We start from the raw sequence: 20,428 nt of genomic DNA on the forward strand, positions 1-20,428 counted from the left end.
ACCTACGGTAACCTACGCTAACGCCTACACAAGAATACCTGGCGTTGCATAAATGCGGGATGAATTTAGACTTTTGTACAAAGCAGAATATTGATTCTACCCTTCGGGAACGCTTTCAGCGAATGCGTCTTTGTGCCTACCCTTCGGGTTCCGCGTTAGCGGTATGCGTGAGACAAAAATCATCCCACTAATCAGCAACGCCGAATACCTTATTCGCTAGAATCAAAACAAACTGGAAACATCTTGCTATGGTAGCTATCTCTCAACCATTGCCAAAAATGACAATTGAGGAATATCTCGCATGGGAACCTCAACAAGACATCCGCTACGAATATGTTAACGGCGAAGTTTTTGCAATGACGGGTGGTACAATTCCCCACAATGACATTGCACTTAATTTTTACAGAGCCTTATACCCACACTTACGTGCTAGGGGTTGTCGAGTGAATGTGTCAGATGTGAAAGTGCAAGTTACACCTCAAAGTCCTTACTATTATCCTGATGTTATTGTCAGCTGCGACCCTCAAGACATCAATGCGCGTAGATTTATTCAAAACCCCAAAATAATTGCCGAAGTTCTCTCCCCTGGGACAAGCAGTAAAGATAGGGGCGAAAAATTCACCAATTACCTGAAAATCCCTTCTTTGCAAGAATATTTACTCATAGATTCAGAAACAATCTCCGTAGAACGCTACTGTCGGGGAGAAGGCAGAATGTGGCTTTACTACCCCTACACAGAGGGAGATATAATTACCCTATCCAGCATCGAATTTGAATTGGCGATCGCCCTACTATACGAAGGGGTTATCTTGGGAACAGAAGCAGAATAGTATGACCTCAAAACCAGATTGCGATCGCGCTGTTACATTGCAACCATGATAAATTTCATCAGGTATTGTAGCTGTAGTAGCTGTAGGGTGCATCAGTGCGAAAAAACCTAACCAGACAAAAAACTATTCATACTGACGCACCCCACAAAACTTGAAACGGAGGAAATAGTGCAATGGCTAAATTAGATGAATATCGCCGTTCCTGGTAATGAGTAAATTCTCCATATAATAGATGGATACTCAACGGCTACATTAAAACAATATGTGTAGATGATAACCTTGTAAAAGCCATTGAGTATCATTACTAGGCAGTCTTGTTTTTGGACTTTGTTTTTTGTTCTGGAATAGCCGGGGTAGAATTTAACTCTGCTTTACGTTTTTCCCATTCAAGAACTGTGCGAATTACAACTTGTGACCAAGATTCATAAATCATAAGTATCGTTGTTAGTTAATTTGAGAATAGCGAAAGTTGAAATCTTTTTTGTTCATTGCAAGCTATTCGCGTGAAATAATAATTGTTGGAGAGTTAATTTTTGAACTAAAGTCAAATACTTACCTCGTAAGTGTTTCAGGAATTTGAGCTAATACAGCGATTGTTCGCTGAAACTTAAAACTGGTAATTAGTTGAATCTCCTTCAGATTTTTTTACGAATCAGCTCTGAGAGAACAAAATGTTGAAAGTATTTGAGATGCGATAAATGAAGGGCTGACAAATAAATCTACTGAATAATTTGAGATAGATGAATGTGGTAACTTTACGTTAGGAAAAGAAATCGTGTTGCAATAAATTTCCCAAGCTATGAAAATCTGTTGGAGAATTAAGTGTATGCAGCAGATTTAATTCATCCGTATCAAATCATACTATTACATATTTAATTATTCAAGTGTTTCAGCCAAAGTATCAGAAAATTGGAGGTTTTCTAACTCCTGCAAGCTCAAAAAACGCAATTCACCCATTTTTTGCTTGACTAGACCTAAAAACTTTGTAAAAATCCTGACTCAAAAATTTACTTCATTTCATTCATCATTTATGGCGTTTCCCAGGCAACTGAAGTACCCTCAACCTTCTATATAAAAACCAGTAGCTTTAAAAATGTATTTCACTAGATTGAGAAACGCTATAAACACTTACTTGTGCAGAATAGACTGTGCAACTTGGACAGCCAAATCAAGTCCTGGCTGCATTTTCTTAGACTGCTGACGCTTATCGTAATGCTTACGTTGAGTAGCCCGACTGTGGTGCATAGATTTAGCAGTAGAGACCATTAAGTTTTCTGGCACACCATTTTCTTCTAAGTATGTAATGTACATGGAACGAGTTAGATGTGGCGTAATTGCTTTTTTAGTCAATCGATAAGCTCTGCGCTTGACATAATCACGAACGGCATTTGCTGTTAGAGGTTTACCACTGTCAACCATTGTGAAACAGAAACTATGCTCTGGAGCAAACACTGCTCGTAATCCCCCTTCCCAGGGCAAGTTGGCATAACTAGGTAAAGCTTTGTAATCATGCAACCATGCCTGGAAATATTGATACAAACAAGTACCATCCTGAAACTTGACATTGGGTATAGGAATCCATTCCTCTTCATTGTCAATCTTCGTAGCACCAGAGGTCAGGTGAATTTGCCATTTATCATCTTTCCAAACTAAACTTTTCCCTTCCTCTAGCTCTCGCACAGTTCTTTGACGGTCTGGTGGCAAGAAAGCCCAAAAACTACATAACAAGAAAATCTGAAGACTTTGCCCTATGCCACGAAGCACACGTAATCCGGAAGGCTGTTCTCTGCCTGGGCGTACATAGACTACTACGGTAGCTTCCTGACGCAAGGTCTCTACTAAACTTAACCACTCTGGCCAGTCTAACCATTTCTTTTCGACATCAATGGCAGGAGTAGCTGTATCTACCCGCTTTATCACCTCCCTTAAGAGTTGACGTAACATGATGATCACAGGGATATCTTCATAGTCCTCTGCTTGAAGCTTGTCAGTTTCATTACGATATAAGAATTTAGCAACGAAAATGTAGACAAGTATAACTCCCTGCTCCATACCAGGTGAAACTTTCCGCTCTTCGCGATACCAGCGCAGTAATCGTTTGATATCGCTCTGACATTTAATTGCTGCCTGCCTTGCTTGTTCTTTTAATTCCTCTTGTTGAATTAATCGTTGAGCTAGTGAACTATCAATAGGTAGTGTTCGTAGACCCGTGCGGATGGGAACAAAGGGAATTAGTGTGTTGATATTGAGTTTTACTGTAGAAGCAACGCACTGACGACAAGGTTCGGCACCTAAAATTTGTTTAATTCTGCTGGTATTCAGCTTAGCAGTTGTAGCTCTCATGCCCAATATATCTATGCCAAAGTCTTCCAAGTCAAGTAGTTGTTTCTCCAAAACATCAGAAACCATATCTCCTGGGATACAGCCGAGTCCAAATCTTGGTTGCCATTGTTTGTTAGTAGTTTTCACCTTATCTGCATTACGGCCTTTTCGCCAAAGTGGATGGTGAGCAGTTGATGTCTGAGATTGTGTAGCTGACTCATTTTGCAGAACAACATATTTTTGAGAAAACTGGATAATTCTGTTGAGAATAGCTCGGTAATTTCGTTGAATACTTTTGGGAATTTTTAAGTCATCAAATACTTTTTGCTGAATTTTTAAGGCATTTTGGAACTCTTTTAAAGATATTTTCTTGGCGAATTCCTGAGCAGCGATTTTTTCTGCTTGTGTGATTTTTTTACCTTGTATAGAAGGACTTCCCCATCCAGGCAAAGTATAGCGATAGACAGAAGTTTCAGATTGATTGAATATGCTGTAGCTTTGATTAGGGTGTTCTTGATTTAGGTGTTTTTCAAATTCTTTTAGCAATTCATAAGCATTTTCAGGTTGACTAACCCGTGACTCTTCTGAAGCTGTAATAATTAGAACGTCTAATTTTGGCATATTTGATTCCTTGTGTCTAAAGAGTATAAACAATAATTATTGCGTTTTACTCGTGATTTGAGAACGAAACCATTAGTTAATTAGCTAACATTTGAACCTGGATTTAACCCAAAAATATTGATTAAATAAGGTTGTGATGTTTCGAGATGTTCTATCTGCAATAAATATCTAGCAATATATGCAATATATTTAGTTTTTACTATTTACGAACCATGAGAATTTATACCAAAACCAGCATGAGTTTTGGCATCAGAGTTTTCTCGAAATAGCTCTATAGCAACCTGATCAACATCTACACTTAGTAATGTGGCACAGGATGCAGTAAATTCTGATCTTTCAGATTAAAGTCTCTAAGCCTTGCAGCACAAAGGCTTTACCTAAATTTAGCGTGATTTAGGTTAGTCAGGGTATAAATTCCTTTGCCTTGTCTTGGTACTCGGTACACAATTTTGTCATCGACCACGAAGCTTTCTTGGCTAGTCTTTCGCTCCATTGCTTGAATATATTTACAACTTGCACTTAAAAAAGGCTTCCAATAGTTTTTTTCAAACTCGTCATTTTTTTCTAGTAATAGGGCTACCTCAATTAATTTATGGAAGTGAGGAGATGTTTCTTGTATAAGAGGATTTTTCAGACATCGAAAATCAGCGATTATCTTGCGTTTCTCCTTAATTATGGAATTTTTGCCAGATGCTTCATTTTCCATAATGATTTCAGTATCTATTTGCTTCGCTTCGTGAATAATTTTTAAAAACCAATCGGCGGCGTGTAGATAGTGTTGGCTTAAATAATTTTGGCTATCAAAGCAGATAGTACAGAGTTTAAGTACTTGATTAAGTAATTCAGCCCAAGGTTCATATAGTTGAGCAAGTTCAGTTGATGTAGGAATGATGAGGTCAGAATTCCACTGTTTCTTAACAATCCAATAAAGGGCAATTCGCCAATCTGCGTCTAACATATCTGCATGGCACTGAAGGGCTGGTTGATCCAGGAATGAAAGTTTCAGTGTATAGTTTGGCAACTCACCATCAGAAAAACATACTTCCACAAGTGTGGGTAGGATAGACATCCGAGGTTTCAAACTCGATTTATCAATATATCTCCAGTAAATTATCTGTTTTCCTGCTGTATCTGGCATCCGTTCATTTGTCTGGTCTGGAAAGCTACAAACAGGTAACGGTGGTGGAACTTGGTTTAGTTGTTGAAATGTTTCTCTCCAAGGAGATGGAATGTTATCCACCGGAACAGGTGGAATACATATAATATTTTCAATACTCATTTTTTATATAGTTCTAGATGTTTCAAAAGAATAAATACGGTTCAGTGTAAATCATTATTCCCGCATTTTTACTGAAGCTAACATCTAGGCATTCATTAAGAGGCTGACAACCTAAGATTGTGGCTGATTTAACTTCTTAGCCGCTTGGTAGGTTTGAACTCTAATTCACCAATGGATTTGTATTTCCCTGACAAATCCAAGCTCCCCAGTAAAAGGGATGCTCTAATGGTGTGTCATCTTCTTGACAATCAATTTTACTATTTACGGATAACTCTTTGACCGCCAAAAGTTCTTTCAAAACTTCTAAACCCAAAGCTGATGCACGCAATTGTTTAACTGTAATTTTACGTATATAATTCTGAGCAGAATCTAAAGCCTCAGAGCGACTCATTCCAGATTGGAAATTATCAAAAAAACGCTCCATCAGTAGAGCCGTCACTTTGTCAGGAACAGACCAGAGGCTCATCACCAGAGTTTTTGTACCCGCCACTGCAAAAGCGCGACGTAACCCAAACACACCTTCGCCAATTTTAATATCTCCCCTGGCAGTATCGCAGGCAGAAAGAACCGTCAATTCATTCGCCGACAAATCTAAATTGGCAATATCTTGGGCAAAAACAAAGCCTTTACCTGCGGCTAATGGTAGTGTTCCACCAGCCAGCCAAGTATTAGCACCGGCTAGAGCCAGTCCAGAACGCAACATGGGATTTTCTACCTTAGTTGTGCGCTGACGTTCCATACTTAATAGATTGCGTCTTTTCGTCACTGGTTGCGCCTGGGAATCGCTTTGGAATAAGCCATGAGTAGCAATTAGCATGATTTTGGGACAATTGCTATTTGTTAAGCGGGTTTCTAGTGCCTCAGCACCTAAGTATAATTTGGCATCAGGCAGTTTTTTCGCCACACTTTCCCCTAAAAATCTTGTCCCAGGCGCAGGGAGTAAACCTGTGTTTGTAAACTGATCATTTAGCTGAAAACTTCGCAAATCGAGCCGAGTATTGTTTTCCCAATCCCCAGTCCCCGATAAATCGAAATCAGGATCTGCAATAATTAATGGTGCAGAGATAGAACCTGTTGATGGCTGAATTTTGCTACGGAGAATTTCTCGCCCGACACCTAGATAACTGATAGTGTAATCATCCATTAATAGACGTGAGCCTGTGGCATCAATGGGCAATATCTGAAATGGCACTAAGTTTAAATTACCATCGGGTGCAATAATCAGATGTCTGCAATCTTTCACTAAGTCACGAATAGGCTCAAACAGTGCTTGACTCAGTTCTATTGCAGGTGTGGGATTATATGATTTGATGTGCAGCTTTGGTGCTTTACCCCAAGCGAGTGTAGGCAGGGTATAATCAGATGCTTGTAAACGAAATGCCTGAATCAATCTATCGATGGTATCAGATGCGCCTAAATCTATCATCTGCGCGGCATCTGCTTTTCCGGCTGTTAAAATAAATGCTAAATACCGAGATGGATGCCATTGTGTTTCTCCATTCGCTGAAACTGCCTGAAAATCGAATACGTCAAAGCGCACAAACTCGACCAAAATGGAGTTATGTGGTAACGCTGCAACAATAGCCTGACAATCAAAAACTTGCTCAGATAGCTGAATTTCTGGAACTTGTGCAGCTAATTGTTTTTGTAAGTTGTTATGTCTGCTTTGCAGTTGTCTTAAATTATCTTGGTATGTAGCTAAGTCATCTGTTTCGGGAACTGCAAAAGTGAGATGGATAATTTGATTGCTTAAATCGCGCAGTTGACGAAATTTTTCTGTGAGTTGGGGGTAACGGCCGTTATAGAATGCTTGATTTTGAGCCGCTAGAGCCGATGCAGTCAAGGCTTTACGTTTAAGGATAAAATCTAGGGCTGCTAGTTTTGCTTTATCTGAGTCAGCCAGATGGTTGCAGACTAGGGAAAGAAATAAGTCAAAGTTATTTCTAATTTTATCAAGAAAGGAGAGGCGATCGCTCTCTGAACTAAAAGCAAATATATTCCGTATAATCTGATCATGAATGTTACTCGCCTCGATGCGATAAGATAAAGCTTCATCTGGGCGATTAGTTGCAGCTAACACCGTTGCCAGATTATTTAAGCTAAACGCAACATCAGGATGCTCATCTCCCAACAGGCGTTTTCTCATCGCCAAAGTTTCTACATATTTCTGATGTGCTTCTTCATAGCGTCCCAGAGAAAAATATAATTCTCCCAAATTACTCAGGCTATTAGCGATTTGTGGGTGTGATTCTCCTATTAATGACTTTCTCAGGCTCAATGTTGCTAAATGTAGTTCCTCAGCTTGTTGATAACGCCCTTGAAAATCATAAATAACCGCTAAGTTATTCATCGTACTTGCTACTTGTGGATGTTCCTCACCAAAGGCAGTTTTAACAATATCTAAGGCTGATAAAAGTAATGATTCCGCTTCTGGATATTTAAATTGAGCATGATATAATGCTGCTAAATTATTCAGAATTGTTGCTATAAATGGATGTCGTTCTCCTAAAAGATTTGTCGTCATCTTCAAAGATTCGAGATGCAGTTGTTCCGATTCGGAATATCGCCCTTGTAACCGATAAATAACTGCTATCTGGTTGAAGGTCAAGGCAATATCAGGATGCTCGTCACCTAAAAGATTTTTTTGAATTTCTAAAGCTGATAAATACTTTTGTTCGGCTTGAGAATAATTTCCTATTTCTTCATAAAGTCCCGCCAGATTATTTAAAGCATCGGCAATTATAGGATGCTCTTTCCCTAATGAGCTTTCCAGCATTGGGAATACTTCTAAATATAATTTTTCCGCTTCTAAATATCGCCCTTGGTAAGTGTAAATCACTGCCAGGATTTTTAAGCTATCAACAATATCGAATTGCTCAGAACTGAACAGCTTTTTTCTTAAAGAATAAGCTTCTAGAGCCTTTTGTTCAGCTAATAAATAACGTCCTTGAATCAGATAAAGTTCTGCTAAATTATCCAAGCCACTAGCAATATCAGGATGTTCATCACCTAGTAAGCGTTTTCTCATTGCCAATGCTTCTAGATATTTTTGCTCGGATTCTAGGTAACATCCCTGTTCTTGATAAGTTCCTCCCAGATTACTGAAGGTAGATGCAATATATGGATGTTCGTCTCCTAATATTTCTTTCCATCTGTCTAAAACATCTAAATGCAGTTGTTCCGCTTCTTGATAACGTCCTTGAACATCATATAATCTAGCCAAATTATTCAGGCTAATAGTAATATCAGGGTGTAACTCTTCCAACAAGCGTCTTTTCATCGCCAAGGTTTCTAAGTGCATTTTTTCTGCTTCTTGATAACGCCCAAGGGATGTGTATATTGATGCTAGATTAGTCAAGGTTTGAGCAATATCAGGATGTTCATCGCCAAACAGATGTTTTCGCATTCCTAACACTTCTAAATGCACCTGTTCAGCTTTGAGATATTTTCCTTGTTCTCGATAAATTTCTGCCAGATTATTTAAATTAGTCGCAATTTGAAAATGTTCTGCTCCAAAAATGCTTTCCCAAATTTCCAGAGATTCTAAAAAATACTTTTCAGCTTCTGAGTAATTCCCTTGTGAATAGTATAGTGCTGCTAGATTATTTAAAGATTGTGCAACATCAGGATGTTCTGAACCTAAAATATTTTTTCTAATAGTTAAGGCTTGTAAATACAAGGGATTAGCTTCTAAATAACATCCTTGTATGCGATATAATTCTGCTAAGTTATTCAAGCTATCACAATATTCTGAATGCTCTGTTAGCTGCTGGCTTTCTCCTAAGTTGACAGCTTGTTGGGCAATAATTATTGCTTGCTTGAAGTCTCCTTGTCCAGCAAGTTGCACAACCTGTAAGTTAAGTTGATTTAATTTTTTTAAGAGTTTTTTCATCTGCTAGTTCCAGATGTTTGTATATTTTTTAGGTTTGATTTTTCAATCAATTATTTTATGACTGACGCAACTGGCATATTTTTCATGTAGGGTGTGTGACGCAGCGAAAGTATTTGAACGTAGTTATGAGATATATAGCGTCACGCACCAACTATCGATTTTAAAAAGTAAAAAGATAAAAGTAAAAAGTAAAAAGATAATATCCATAAATAAATTTAGGAGATTTGATAAGGATGTATTATTTCTCGCGCTATGCGTCTCGTAGCCACAAGGCTTCTCGGAGAGTAATAAATGTTTTTACTTCGTTCCATAAATAAATTTAGGGGCTTCAGACCATTTTTCCCTTTCTTTCTTTTGCCTTTTTACTTTTTACTTTTTACTTTTGCCTTGTTCGGTGACACTTGCGTAAGTCCTATATTTATTTTATCTAAAATTATTCATCATCAATTTCTATCCCCGTGAGGGGTAAAGGAATTAAAACTAAATGGTGCCGACGAACAGCGTGCCACTCGCAACTATGTTTCCATCCCCGTGAGGGGTAAAGGAATTAAAATCGGCATCTTGTTGTTGTTCTTTGTTGGCTCCTCAGAAATTGTTTCCATCCCCGTGAGGGGTAAAGGAATTAAAACAATTCACAGGTTTTAAGGTTTATCAAACCGACAGTAACGGTTTCCATCCCCGTGAGGGGTAAAGGAATTAAAACACAATAGGAAAAGCCGTTCTTGTTTTCATCACCGGAATTTAGTTTCCATCCCCGTGAGGGGTAAAGGAATTAAAACTATTAATTTCAGGAACGGAAAGTTTCTTCTAACTGTAGTTTCCATCCCCGTGAGGGGTAAAGGAATTAAAACCTGCTGAGATCAAAGAGGCACTGGGTCGCATTGAGGAAATGTTTCCATCCCCGTGAGGGGTAAAGGAATTAAAACTCGTCAAAACAAATGAAGGTAGGTTCAGCCCTGAAGGAGTTTCCATCCCCGTGAGGGGTAAAGGAATTAAAACTTTGGCAACAGCCATCGGCTTAGCTATGCAGCTTTTGTTTCCATCCCCGTGAGGGGTAAAGGAATTAAAACTTAATAGGTGAAACCGTTAATATAACGATCTATAGTTTCCATCCCCGTGAGGGGTAAAGGAATTAAAACCAGGATGCCGCCCCAATTGCCTAAACTTTCAGGAATTAGTTTCCATCCCCGTGAGGGGTAAAGGAATTAAAACCTTTTGGCACAGCATTCAAGTCTGGAGATGAGCTAAAAAGTTTCCATCCCCGTGAGGGGTAAAGGAATTAAAACCGTTCGTATAAAGTGAGAAAAATGAAAATCACAAAATTAAAGTTTCCATCCCCGTGAGGGGTAAAGGAATTAAAACTTTTTCGGATTACTTCAGATTTCAACCAATATGAATTGATGTTTCCATCCCCGTGAGGGGTAAAGGAATTAAAACAATTGTTTCCAGGTTCCAACTAATTGGAGTTCAATTGGGTTTCCATCCCCGTGAGGGGTAAAGGAATTAAAACACTGCAATCCAGATGGTATGAAATATTACCGCATCCCACAGTTTCCATCCCCGTGAGGGGTAAAGGAATTAAAACAATGCTATGGAACAGTGCCGCACTGCTTCCTCTCTCTATCAGTTTCCATCCCCGTGAGGGGTAAAGGAATTAAAACCCTACCCTTGTAGAAGCATTACTACGAAAGGGTTTGAAGGGGTCATTTTAGCGGGGGGTACATTTTACCTGTCAATAAGCACAACTTATTGAGAATATAAGACTCATACACCCTATTGGAACCCTTGTACAGCAAGCGATTAGCGGGGGTCAACGAAATCATAAGGGTTTCAGAGATCGCTCTACCCCCGCTAAAAACTTACGTATGGAAAGTAAAACTAAGCACTTTTGCGTTTATTTTGAAACCTGATATTAAGTTTTCAAGGTTCTGTTGCTATATGAGCAGTAGTATAACAAACTACTTAAAATTTTAAACACCTAAACTATTAACTTTTCTATCATGCAGTAATCATGTAATCTGTGTACCAAAGTTGATATTCTCCGCGTCCAGTCACATATTCTAGTAACGCCGCCAGATGACTGGGTTGTAATTCCAAAGGGTCATTATCTCCTTGCGGTAGCCAGTCTAATGCAGGTACTTCCTTAGTAAAAACTGCGATAATTTCCTCCTTACCTGGATTTCCTTCTATTGGGAAAGACGTTATGGGCGAACCTTCTTGAGGCAAAGTTGTCTTACCTGTATTCAAGTGCGCCTGGGGAGCAAAACACGAAGGACAAAAACACCATAGTTGTCCTGATGTATCTTTTTGCAACAGGATTAAATATCCGGGAGTCTCTAAGTTGACTTCAAAACGAATATAACTGCCCACCTGCACTGATTTTTCGTAACGACTCGGTATTTTCTGACCCCAACCTAGTGTTTCCTCCTTTACTAAAACTAGCCCCATTTGTTCAGTAGGAGAACTTAATAATTGTAGTTGTTGCCAAAGCTTATCGAGGGGTGTGAGTTCTTCGGGTTCGGCTTTTTACTTTTAACTTGACATCATGTTCACTATTGAACACCTTAATTTCGCATGGTTACAAGTACGGGCGGGAAGTAAAAACGCGGGTGTTGATGGCATTTCTGTTGATTTGTTTGAGTCGATGGCGACGGAACAATTACAGAATATCGCCTATCAACTTAACCACGAAACTTATACACCAAATCCTGCTAAAGGGTTTTATATACCTAAAAAGAATGGCAGTAAACGGTTAATTGGTATCCATACTGTACGGGATAGAATTATCCAACGGCTACTACTTGATGAATTGTATTTTCCTTTAGAAGATACGTTTCTAGATTGCAGCTATGCTTATCGTCCTGGGCATAGTATTCAACAAGCAGTACAGCATTTATATGGATACTATCAATATCAACCGAAATGGATTATCAAAGCTGATGTTGCTGATTTTTTCGATAATCTTTCTTGGGCATTGTTGTTAACTCTCTTGGAGGAATTATCCCTCGAATCGAGTGTATTAGAGTTGCTAGAACAACAGTTGAAATCAGGAATTATCATTGCTGGACAATATCGCAATTTTGGCAAGGGAGTTTTACAAGGTGGAATACTTTCTGGGGCTTTAGCTAATTTATATCTCACGAGTTTTGATAGAAAATGTCTCAGTCAAGGGATTAACTTAGTTAGGTATGGTGATGATTTTGTTATCGCTTGTAATAGTTGGCTAGAAGCAAACCGCATCCTTGACAAAATTACTGGCTGGTTAGGGGAAGTTTATTTAACTCTCCAACCAGAGAAGACACAGATTTTCACCCCTAACGATGAGTTTACCTTTTTGGGTTATCGCTTTGCTGGCGGCGAAGTTTATGCACCACCACCACCCGAACCTGTACGCCCTGGGGAGTGGGTAATTAATGATTCGGGTACACCTTATTTCCGCCTGAAACCTAAGCCGAGAAAACCAGTTTCCCATCCTCCCAAAGCTTGCAGTATTGACAAACCAATTAATTTTCCTAAAGCATCTCTTTCTCATTATTGGCAAGAAACCATGACTACTTTATATATAACCGACCAAGGCGCATATTTAAGTGTAAAAAATCAACAATTTCAAGTTTATTATCAGGGAGAATTGCGGATTAAAGTTCCAGTGATGCGGGTGAGTAATGTGGTGTTGTTTGGTTGTTGTAATGTCTCACATGGTGCGGTGAGTATGGCGTTGCGGCGACGGATTCCCATTATGTATTTATCACAGAAAGGCAGATATTTTGGTAGGTTGCAAACAGAAGGCGATGCAAAAGTTGAATATTTGATGTTGCAGGTTGAGCGTTGTCAAAATCCTGAATTTACCAGAAAGCAAGCTGAAGCGATAGTCACAGCTAAAATTCATAACTCTCGAATACTATTAATGAGGTTAAATCGTCGTCAAAAATCTAAAAATGTTGATGAAACAATTATCAAAAAAGCATCTAGCGACTTGGATATTTTGATGAGCAAATTACCCTTTGCAGAAAATATGGATATGCTGCGAGGATACGAAGGAAAAGCCGCGACAATTTATTTTCAAGCATTAGGAAGTTTATTCTCTGGTGCGTTTAAATTTGAAAAGCGCACTAAGCGTCCACCCACTGACCCTATTAATAGTATGCTCAGTTTGGGATACACTTTATTAAGCCAAAATGTCTATTCTTTTATTCAATCTGTAGGCTTACATACTCATTTTGGCAATTTACACGTTCCTCGTGATAACCATCCAGCTTTGGTTTCTGATTTGATGGAAGAATGGCGGGCTGGCTTGGTTGATTCTTTGGTGGTTTATTTAGTCAATTCAGAAGTTTTTACAATTGATGATTTCACATTACCCGATGAACGAGAAGGAGTGTACTTTCAGCCTCACGCACTCAAGAAGTTTCTGAAGCATTGGGAAGAAAAATTGCAATCAGAAGTGACTCATCCTCACACTGGACAAAAAGTAGCATATCGTCGCGCTCTTGAGTTGCAAGTGCGAGAGTATATTTCGTGTTTGAAAGGGGAGGTGGAAGTTTATCGTCCAATGATTTGGGAGAGATAGTCAAGCAAAGTTATGTTAAGTTTGCGGTTGGCGTTGTGAAAAATCCAAGGTGATTTGTTATACTTTTGAAGGCATTCACAGAACCTTGAAAACTTAATTTTACGTTTCCAAGTGAAAGCAAAAGTATTTGTTTGAACTTTACACACGTAAGTTTTTAGCGGGGGTAGAGCGATCGCCAAAACCTTGATTCTTTCGTTGACCCCCGCTAATCGCTTACTGTACAAGGGTTCCAATAGGGTGCATTAGTCCTCAATTCTCAATAAGTTGTGCTTGTTGACAGGTAAAATGTACCCCCCGCTAAAATGACCCCTTCAAACCCTTGCGTAGTAATGCTTCTACAAGGGTAGGGTTTTAATTCCTTTACCCCTCACGGGGATGGAAACGGTAAAGGGAGTTTGCGTGTAGAGCGATGACGCGAGGTTTTAATTCCTTTACCCCTCACGGGGATGGAAACTAGAAGCATTGATCCGCCTTCTCAATCAACTCCAACTGTTTTAATTCCTTTACCCCTCACGGGGATGGAAACATGCCAGCCATTGCTAGCATTATCATTGTGATGAATTTGTTTTAATTCCTTTACCCCTCACGGGGATGGAAACATCTTGATATTTTGCAATAAACTCCTCAGGTGAACGTTTTAATTCCTTTACCCCTCACGGGGATGGAAACCTTGGCAGCTACGATACAGCGCTTACGCGCAGCGAAAAGTTTTAATTCCTTTACCCCTCACGGGGATGGAAACCCTTAGACATTGATTGTGTCAACAAAGACACAATCGTTTTAATTCCTTTACCCCTCACGGGGATGGAAACACCTCGATTCGCCTCAGGGTCTATATTCCAAACTCCGTGTTTTAATTCCTTTACCCCTCACGGGGATGGAAACAAGGTGGTGCAAGATAATAAAATTATAGTTTTTGGTTTTAATTCCTTTACCCCTCACGGGGATGGAAACTTATTCCCCTATTGACGCTCTCGAAAGCGATGATTTCGCCTTCGTTTTAATTCCTTTACCCCTCACGGGGATGGAAACTTGCCATTGCTGGTTGCGGGGCAACCATAATGGGTAAAGAGTTTTAATTCCTTTACCCCTCACGGGGATGGAAACAGGCATATCCTTCGTTAATTTCCGACATCTTCAAATGTTTTAATTCCTTTACCCCTCACGGGTATGGAAACATAGAACTATACGATTCACGAGTTGGCTCGTAAGAGGTTTTAATTCCTTTACCCCTCACGGGGATGGAAACCTTGCTGCTGTTGTCATAATTCCTGCCACAACCACTAGTTTTAATTCCTTTACCCCTCACGGGGATTGAAACACCAGGGAAATTCCGGTGAGGAAACGAGCGAAGCTACTGGTTTTAATTCCTTTACCCCTCACGGGGATGGAAACTGTATACTTATATCTTGCACCATTCTCAACAAGCCCTAAAAAAACAGGTTTCTGAACGAAAGGTTAAAGTTTCTAAGCTGAGGGATTTGCAAGAAACCCGGTTTTTAACCCAGGTGCAAGATGTGAGTATAAAATATTGAGTAGTTTTTAACCATTCAATTTGGTGTTTTAATTCCTTATAATTAACAGAACAACTCACTTTCATTGAAAAATGGAGGTAGATAAATGGTTCAATCACTACCAATTACTATTAATGTTGACCAGTTTCTAGACTGGTATCCTGCTAATTCAACGCAGTTCCATTACGAACTGCATAATGGATTTATCAAGCAAATGCCACCACCAACAGGAGATCATGAATTGCTTATTGCATTCTTGATCAAGCAAATTTTACTGGAGTGCGCCCGTCTTTCAAAACCCTATGACATTCCTAAAATGGGGTTTGTTCAATCATCTGAAAGTGAATCTGTTTTTTTACCCGACTTACTGTTGTTGAATCGCCTCAATTTAGTCAATGAGCCTTTATGGAGAAGTAAATCAACAGTTAGTCAAGCGTCATCAATTCCATTAGTTATAGAAGTAGTTAGTACAAACTGGCGTGATGATTACTTTACCAAACTTGGTCAGTATGAGGCTATTGGTATTCCCGAATACTGGATTGTAGATTATGCGGCTTTGGGTGGTAGAAAATTTATTGGCAATCCTAAACAACCGACTATCTCAATTTACTCGTTATTTGAAGGAGAATACCAAGTTAAGCAGTTCCGAAATGGCGATTTTATAGAATCGTTAGCTTTTCCAGAGTTAGTTCTGACTGCTGAACAGATTTTTAACTCAGCCAATCCACAGATATAGAAAGTTTCATATATAGCGAGGCTCAGATCCCCGACTTCTTAAAGAAGTCGGGGATCTTTTTAGTCTCTACAAGTTGTCATATAACTCATATACGAACTCATATAAAAATAGCATTTACGCAAATACGAACTCATATATCAACCTGACAAAATTGAAATATAGGTAAGGAAAGAAAACTTTCTCACCTACAACTAAACCTAGTTGATTTCAATTTATGTCTACCATTTACATCACAGAACAAGACGTATCATTCCAAATTCAACACCAATATTTAAAGGTGTTTCATCAACAAAACCAACGCATTTGTGTTCCTATTCGCAATGTCAGCCAGTTCATCATTTTTGGTAATATCAGATTACCAAAAGAAGTAATTAAATTTGTTACTTCACATCAGATTTCTGTGTTATATTTAACCCAAACTGGTGAATATTTAGGAAGATTAGAAAATCTATCCCAACGGCAAGCAAAATATCTCAGCTATCAGCGTAGGCGCGCGCGCGATACTGAATTTAACCGCGCCACAGCAGAAAGTATTATCTGGGCAAAACTGCACAACCAACACACTTTTCTGCAAAACTGGACTCGCTACTATGCTAATCATACAACTCAACGAGCATTAAACTACTTGATGCTGTTGATGGATAATTTACCAATAGCATCAGGAATAGATGAACTGCATGAATATAGCCAGGAAGCTGATAATATTTATTACTGTGCTGTTGCTTCCTTAATTAGTTTCTACAATCAATGTCCGCCTACAACTGGGAAGCGAATTAGCGGACTAATGAATCTGGGAAATCAACTCCTACATCAATATATTTACACACTCTTGAACACGGTAGGACTTGACCCCAATTACGCAATTTTACACCGCGATATTCATCAAGAACTGCCCTTAGGATGGGACTTTACCGCCGAGTTTCGCGCCCCTATCGTTGATGACTTAGTGTTAAATTTTGTCCGCAATTCAACTAATACCAATGGTAACCGTAATGGGAATGGTAAAAGCCACTCACAGAAACTCATACAAAAATTTCTCCAATATTGGGAAGGAAAACTGCGGACTTTCGTATTGCACCCTTACGCTGGAGAAGTAAGTTATCGTCAATGTCTTGATTTACAGGTGCGGGAATATCTTGCATCTTTACTGGGAGACGTGGAATTTTATCGTCCCCTAGCGTTAAAGTTTCATCCTGCAAATTCTGATTTCATCAACACTATCAAACCGCCAACTGTTCCCCTAAAGCTGGTGAAACAATAATGTTTTATTTAGTTTGTTACGACATTGTTAGTGATACCCGTCGCAACAAAGTCGCAAAACTTTTAGAGTCTTACGGTTTGCGGGTGCAGAAGTCGGTTTTTGAATGCGTTTTGGATGAAAAGCAGTATGAAAAGCTATCCAAATACCTCTTCCGACTCGTTAACAAACGGGAAGACCAAGTGAGATTTTACCCTATGTCTGCACACAATCGTTGCAAGGTCGCAGTATTGGGAACGCAACCTGAGTTTGTAGTAGATGACGCGGCGTTTATAGTTTAGCTCACGCAACCGCAAACAAAGTATTACCCACATAAATTATCGCAAAATGAACGCTGAAAAAAAAGCACGCGCTCCACCTGTGCAAAAATCTCTGCGCTTTCGGTCAAGGAAAGGACATTCGGAAATTTTTGAATGCACATTCAAGCTGTCAAATTCCGTTTGATTTTCGCTGCAAAAGCCCAAAAACAACTTGATTCTTTATCCCGAAAAGACCGCAAGCAATACGATAAAGCTTTTGAATGTTTCGCTAATAATGGGGCTGCATATCCTAGTTTAAGAACTCATCGCTATCGTTGTAAAGATGGTGATATCTGGAGTTCTTCTGCATCAATGGCGAAACGGTTTTACTGGCATTATACGGAGGAACAAAGCATCATCATCACACATTTGGATTCGCATTAATCAAGTAATAAATAAATTTGGCAGAACCCCTCTCCATAGCTTGCTTCCCGCAGGGTACCTCTCCCCGACGCGGGGAGAGGCTTAAAAACCTGATTCTTTGGTACTCAGTTATAGATGTTGAGTAGCCTTACCTACAAGAAGGGGTTAGGTTCTGTCCAACTCACGTTAAATAATCAGGACTTACGCAAGTGTCATAATTGGTGGTTGGTGCGTGACGCTATAAGTCTCATGACTACATTCAAGTCTTCTCGCTGCGTCACACACCCTACAGGAAAAATTGCCAGTTGCATAAGTCTTAATAATGTTGGGTTTCACTTCGTTACACCCAACCTACTATTTTTTACAACTTCTAAGCTTGGTTCTTTCTTTTGCTTTTTTACTTTTGACTTTTGACTTATTTATCATGTCTAATCTTCGTCGAATCACTACACGCGAACGACATCTGATTTTACTCTATAGCAGTTGGGAATTGAGCATGACACCAGCAAAATTTTATGCTAAATGGGGTGTAAGTTATGAGCTAATTGCTTTAATTTGTTCCCGTTCTGATTCAACCGTTCGAGGCTGGTTTAGAAATGGCTCTAATAGACGCTATCCTACGCATAACGATTTACTCCATCTGGCTTTGATGGATTTCTTTCTGGAACATTTTGAGGAGATTCCTGAACAGGTTTTGCATTGGTTGGATTTTGACAATACGCAACTTGATTTGAAGTAATCCACAAAATATTCATCTTGTCAATATCACCTTGCTCTGTCTTGTCTCATATTTTTTACCTACTGTGATGAAAGTCAACTTAAAAGCTGATTTTTAGATGAATTAATTACCAGCTTTTGTGAGGTAGTTTTATGAACTATTATGAGCAATTACATCCGTGGTGCATTATTGGTGTTTTATCTAATCAGCAGCAATTGGATAACACGGGTGTCTCATCGCCAGTTGATAACCTGGTTAAAAAGAACCAAAAAGCAATTGTTGTTGCACGATTTCGTCGCCGCAATGATGCAGTTGCTTATTTACAAGTGCTGAATAATTCAATCAAAGATATCAATTTTGCGATCATTTTTGATGTGCAAGGAGTGCAAAATTTATCTAAAAAGGATGCTTTGAGTTGACTGATTTCCTATCACCTACGTTTTAATTAATGCCACTGACATTTATGCTTGGTAATAACTAGATTTCTCCAATATTGGGTGATATATCGAGCGATATCTGATGAAGTGGTATTACATATATTTTTTATCTCCAGTAGAGCTTTAGGTTCTCTGGAGATTTTTTATGATGGGGGGTTTGATATGGCTATGTTGACATTGTTAAGATTTATACTTAAATTCGCCAAGTCGCTTGAAGAGTAAAGCATGATTTGATATTATTTCGCTCATAAAAACAGCACCTTGAAAAGTTAATATTAAGTTTCCAAATGAAGTAAAAAGTATTATTTGTGACGAATAATACGCAAATTTTTCGCGGGGGTCAGGCGATCGCCAAAACCTTAATTTTTTCGTTGACCCCCGCGAAAAGCTTACCCAGTAAGCATTTGAACAGGATCTAATAGTCTTTGATTCTCAATAAGTTGAGATTATTGACAAGTAAATTGCACCCCCCGCGAAAATGGGTATCTGTAACTCTCTCTGCATAAGGCTTCTACAAGGGTAGGGTTTTGATTCCTTTACCCCTCACGGGGATGGAAACGTGGGATTTGCCGTGGCGCTCCCGCCGCCGGAAGTGGAGTTTTGATTCCTTTACCCCTCACGGGGATGGAAACGGTTACCCCCGTTAACGGTGGATGTTGCCGCCGCTGTTTTGATTCCTTTACCCCTCACGGGGATGGAAACAATTATTTGACTTCCTCAAATTTTCATCAGGCTGAGGTTTTGATTCCTTTACCCTTCACGGGGATGGAAACTTCCAAAACCAAATCTCAATTGATCACCTTCGACCTTGTTTTGATTCCTTTACCCCTCACGGGGATGGAAACATTTGACGTTTTTGTTCCATTTGAAAGAACTCCGATAACCCGTTTTGATTCCTTTACCCCTCACGGGGATGGAAACTCTTCGCCTATAGCACAGTCTCTTGCGAGTACTGTACCGTTTTGATTCCTTTACCCCTCACGGGGATGGAAACCTTGTTGGTTCGTATTTGACGAACCTACCCATTGTGGTTTTGATTCCTTTACCCCTCACGGGGATGGAAACATTTCAACTATCTTAGAGTGGGCTGCATTTGCACAATTGGTTTTGATTCCTTTACCCCTCACGGGGACGGAAACATAATCAATAGCGGGATTTAGTAGCGGTGATGTAATGCGATCGCACAGCAAAACCACTATTGCAACTGTATTGGATAGAATTGTAAAATGGACAAACTAGAGCAATATCGCCAATATATCCAAAATATTTTAACTAAACACGGTCAGTATAAACCGCACTGTGAAGAAATTGAAAATCAATTAATATTCGATACAATGCACGACCACTATCAATTGATGCGTATAGGTTGGAATGGCTTAAGTCGTGTGTATCACGCTGTTATTCATTTTGATATTAAAAATGAAAAAATCTGGATTCAGCAGAATATGACAGATGTGGACTTAGCACAAGAACTATTAGAGATGGGAGTACCAAAAGAGGATATTGTTTTAGGTTTGCAGCCACCATATAAACGGCCGTACACAGGATATGGAGTAGTAGTTTAATATAGTTACAGTGTTCAGGGAAGTGCG

13 protein-coding genes and 3 CRISPR repeat arrays are annotated in these 20,428 nt (G+C 39.3%); of the genes, 9 read left to right on the forward strand and 4 right to left on the reverse strand.

Annotated elements, in window-relative coordinates:
- The first annotated feature begins 248 nt into the window (after nt 1–248).
- Nucleotides 249–830 carry a Uma2 family endonuclease gene (locus ACM5QX_RS14975; protein ID WP_414754240.1) on the forward strand — a complete coding sequence of 194 codons (582 nt, stop codon included), beginning with the start codon at nt 249–251 and terminating at the stop codon, nt 828–830.
- Between the two features lie 1,128 nt (nt 831–1,958).
- On the opposite strand, the gene ACM5QX_RS14980 is transcribed toward ACM5QX_RS14975, so the two are convergent.
- The 4 genes from ACM5QX_RS14980 to ACM5QX_RS14995 form a co-directional block, all read right to left on the reverse strand.
- Nucleotides 1,959–3,773 (reverse strand): hypothetical protein, encoded by a 1,815-nt coding sequence (locus ACM5QX_RS14980; RefSeq protein WP_414754241.1) that lies wholly within the window; start codon nt 3,771–3,773, stop codon nt 1,959–1,961.
- 373 nt (nt 3,774–4,146) lie between these two features.
- Entirely contained in the window at nt 4,147–5,052 is a 906-nt protein-coding gene (locus ACM5QX_RS14985; RefSeq protein ID WP_414754242.1) for a hypothetical protein, read from the reverse strand.
- Between the two features lie 160 nt (nt 5,053–5,212).
- Nucleotides 5,213–8,944, reverse strand: coding sequence for a tetratricopeptide repeat protein (locus ACM5QX_RS14990; RefSeq protein ID WP_414754243.1), 3,732 nt, complete (start codon nt 8,942–8,944; stop codon nt 5,213–5,215).
- 446 nt (nt 8,945–9,390) lie between these two features.
- Nucleotides 9,391–10,605: direct repeats of the CRISPR family, unit length 35 nt; unit sequence GTTTCCATCCCCGTGAGGGGTAAAGGAATTAAAAC.
- 337 nt (nt 10,606–10,942) lie between these two features.
- Entirely contained in the window at nt 10,943–11,392 is a 450-nt protein-coding gene (locus ACM5QX_RS14995; RefSeq protein WP_414754244.1) for a DUF4384 domain-containing protein, read from the reverse strand.
- Between the two features lie 97 nt (nt 11,393–11,489).
- On the opposite strand from ACM5QX_RS14995, the gene cas1 (ACM5QX_RS15000) reads away from it, so the two are divergent.
- From cas1 (ACM5QX_RS15000) to ACM5QX_RS15035, 8 genes are all read left to right on the forward strand, one after another.
- A complete protein-coding gene (gene cas1 / locus ACM5QX_RS15000) occupies nt 11,490–13,511 on the forward strand; it encodes a CRISPR-associated endonuclease Cas1 (protein ID WP_414754245.1) in 2,022 nt (673 codons plus the stop codon).
- A 348-nt stretch (nt 13,512–13,859) separates the two neighbouring features.
- Nucleotides 13,860–14,906: direct repeats of the CRISPR family, unit length 35 nt; unit sequence GTTTTAATTCCTTTACCCCTCACGGGGATGGAAAC.
- Between the two features lie 225 nt (nt 14,907–15,131).
- Nucleotides 15,132–15,761: a Uma2 family endonuclease gene (locus tag ACM5QX_RS15005; protein WP_414754246.1), complete on the forward strand. Its 630-nt coding sequence runs from the start codon at nt 15,132–15,134 to the stop codon at nt 15,759–15,761.
- 214 nt (nt 15,762–15,975) lie between these two features.
- Entirely contained in the window at nt 15,976–17,022 is a 1,047-nt protein-coding gene (gene cas1 / locus ACM5QX_RS15010; RefSeq protein ID WP_414754248.1) for a CRISPR-associated endonuclease Cas1, read from the forward strand.
- Nucleotides 17,022–17,300: a CRISPR-associated endonuclease Cas2 gene (gene cas2 / locus ACM5QX_RS15015; RefSeq protein WP_414754249.1), complete on the forward strand. Its 279-nt coding sequence runs from the start codon at nt 17,022–17,024 to the stop codon at nt 17,298–17,300. Before cas1 (ACM5QX_RS15010) ends, cas2 begins: the two co-directional genes overlap by 1 nt.
- 132 nt (nt 17,301–17,432) lie before the next feature.
- Entirely contained in the window at nt 17,433–17,702 is a 270-nt protein-coding gene (locus ACM5QX_RS15020; protein ID WP_414754250.1) for a hypothetical protein, read from the forward strand.
- 403 nt (nt 17,703–18,105) lie between these two features.
- Nucleotides 18,106–18,420, forward strand: a complete 315-nt coding sequence (locus ACM5QX_RS15025; protein ID WP_414754251.1) for a hypothetical protein — start codon at nt 18,106–18,108, stop codon at nt 18,418–18,420.
- A 131-nt stretch (nt 18,421–18,551) separates the two neighbouring features.
- Nucleotides 18,552–18,818 carry a hypothetical protein gene (locus ACM5QX_RS15030; RefSeq protein ID WP_414754252.1) on the forward strand — a complete coding sequence of 89 codons (267 nt, stop codon included), beginning with the start codon at nt 18,552–18,554 and terminating at the stop codon, nt 18,816–18,818.
- Between the two features lie 542 nt (nt 18,819–19,360).
- Nucleotides 19,361–19,975: direct repeats of the CRISPR family, unit length 35 nt; unit sequence GTTTTGATTCCTTTACCCCTCACGGGGATGGAAAC.
- Between the two features lie 87 nt (nt 19,976–20,062).
- Nucleotides 20,063–20,401 carry a XisI protein gene (locus ACM5QX_RS15035; protein WP_414754253.1) on the forward strand — a complete coding sequence of 113 codons (339 nt, stop codon included), beginning with the start codon at nt 20,063–20,065 and terminating at the stop codon, nt 20,399–20,401.
- The last annotated feature ends 27 nt before the right edge of the window (nt 20,402–20,428 follow it).

The organism is Anabaena sp. CCY 9910, from assembly GCF_963920875.1.
Lineage (GTDB): Bacteria > Cyanobacteriota > Cyanobacteriia > Cyanobacteriales > Nostocaceae > Trichormus > Trichormus variabilis.

Bases quoted from the DNA above. Each gene is read 5' to 3' on its own strand.
- ACM5QX_RS15030 (WP_414754252.1), top strand. From the start codon at position 18,552: ATGAACTATTATGAGCAATTACATCCGTGGTGCATTATTGGTGTTTTA.
- cas1 (WP_414754245.1), top strand. From the start codon at position 11,490: ATGTTCACTATTGAACACCTTAATTTCGCATGGTTACAAGTACGGGCG.
- ACM5QX_RS15005 (WP_414754246.1), top strand. From the start codon at position 15,132: ATGGTTCAATCACTACCAATTACTATTAATGTTGACCAGTTTCTAGAC.
- ACM5QX_RS15035 (WP_414754253.1), top strand. From the start codon at position 20,063: ATGGACAAACTAGAGCAATATCGCCAATATATCCAAAATATTTTAACT.
- ACM5QX_RS14975 (WP_414754240.1), top strand. From the start codon at position 249: ATGGTAGCTATCTCTCAACCATTGCCAAAAATGACAATTGAGGAATAT.
- ACM5QX_RS14990 (WP_414754243.1), bottom strand. From the start codon at position 8,944: ATGAAAAAACTCTTAAAAAAATTAAATCAACTTAACTTACAGGTTGTG.
- cas1 (WP_414754248.1), top strand. From the start codon at position 15,976: ATGTCTACCATTTACATCACAGAACAAGACGTATCATTCCAAATTCAA.
- ACM5QX_RS14995 (WP_414754244.1), bottom strand. From the start codon at position 11,392: ATGGGGCTAGTTTTAGTAAAGGAGGAAACACTAGGTTGGGGTCAGAAA.
- ACM5QX_RS15020 (WP_414754250.1), top strand. From the start codon at position 17,433: ATGCACATTCAAGCTGTCAAATTCCGTTTGATTTTCGCTGCAAAAGCC.
- ACM5QX_RS14980 (WP_414754241.1), bottom strand. From the start codon at position 3,773: ATGCCAAAATTAGACGTTCTAATTATTACAGCTTCAGAAGAGTCACGG.
- ACM5QX_RS15025 (WP_414754251.1), top strand. From the start codon at position 18,106: ATGTCTAATCTTCGTCGAATCACTACACGCGAACGACATCTGATTTTA.
- cas2 (WP_414754249.1), top strand. From the start codon at position 17,022: ATGTTTTATTTAGTTTGTTACGACATTGTTAGTGATACCCGTCGCAAC.
- ACM5QX_RS14985 (WP_414754242.1), bottom strand. From the start codon at position 5,052: ATGAGTATTGAAAATATTATATGTATTCCACCTGTTCCGGTGGATAAC.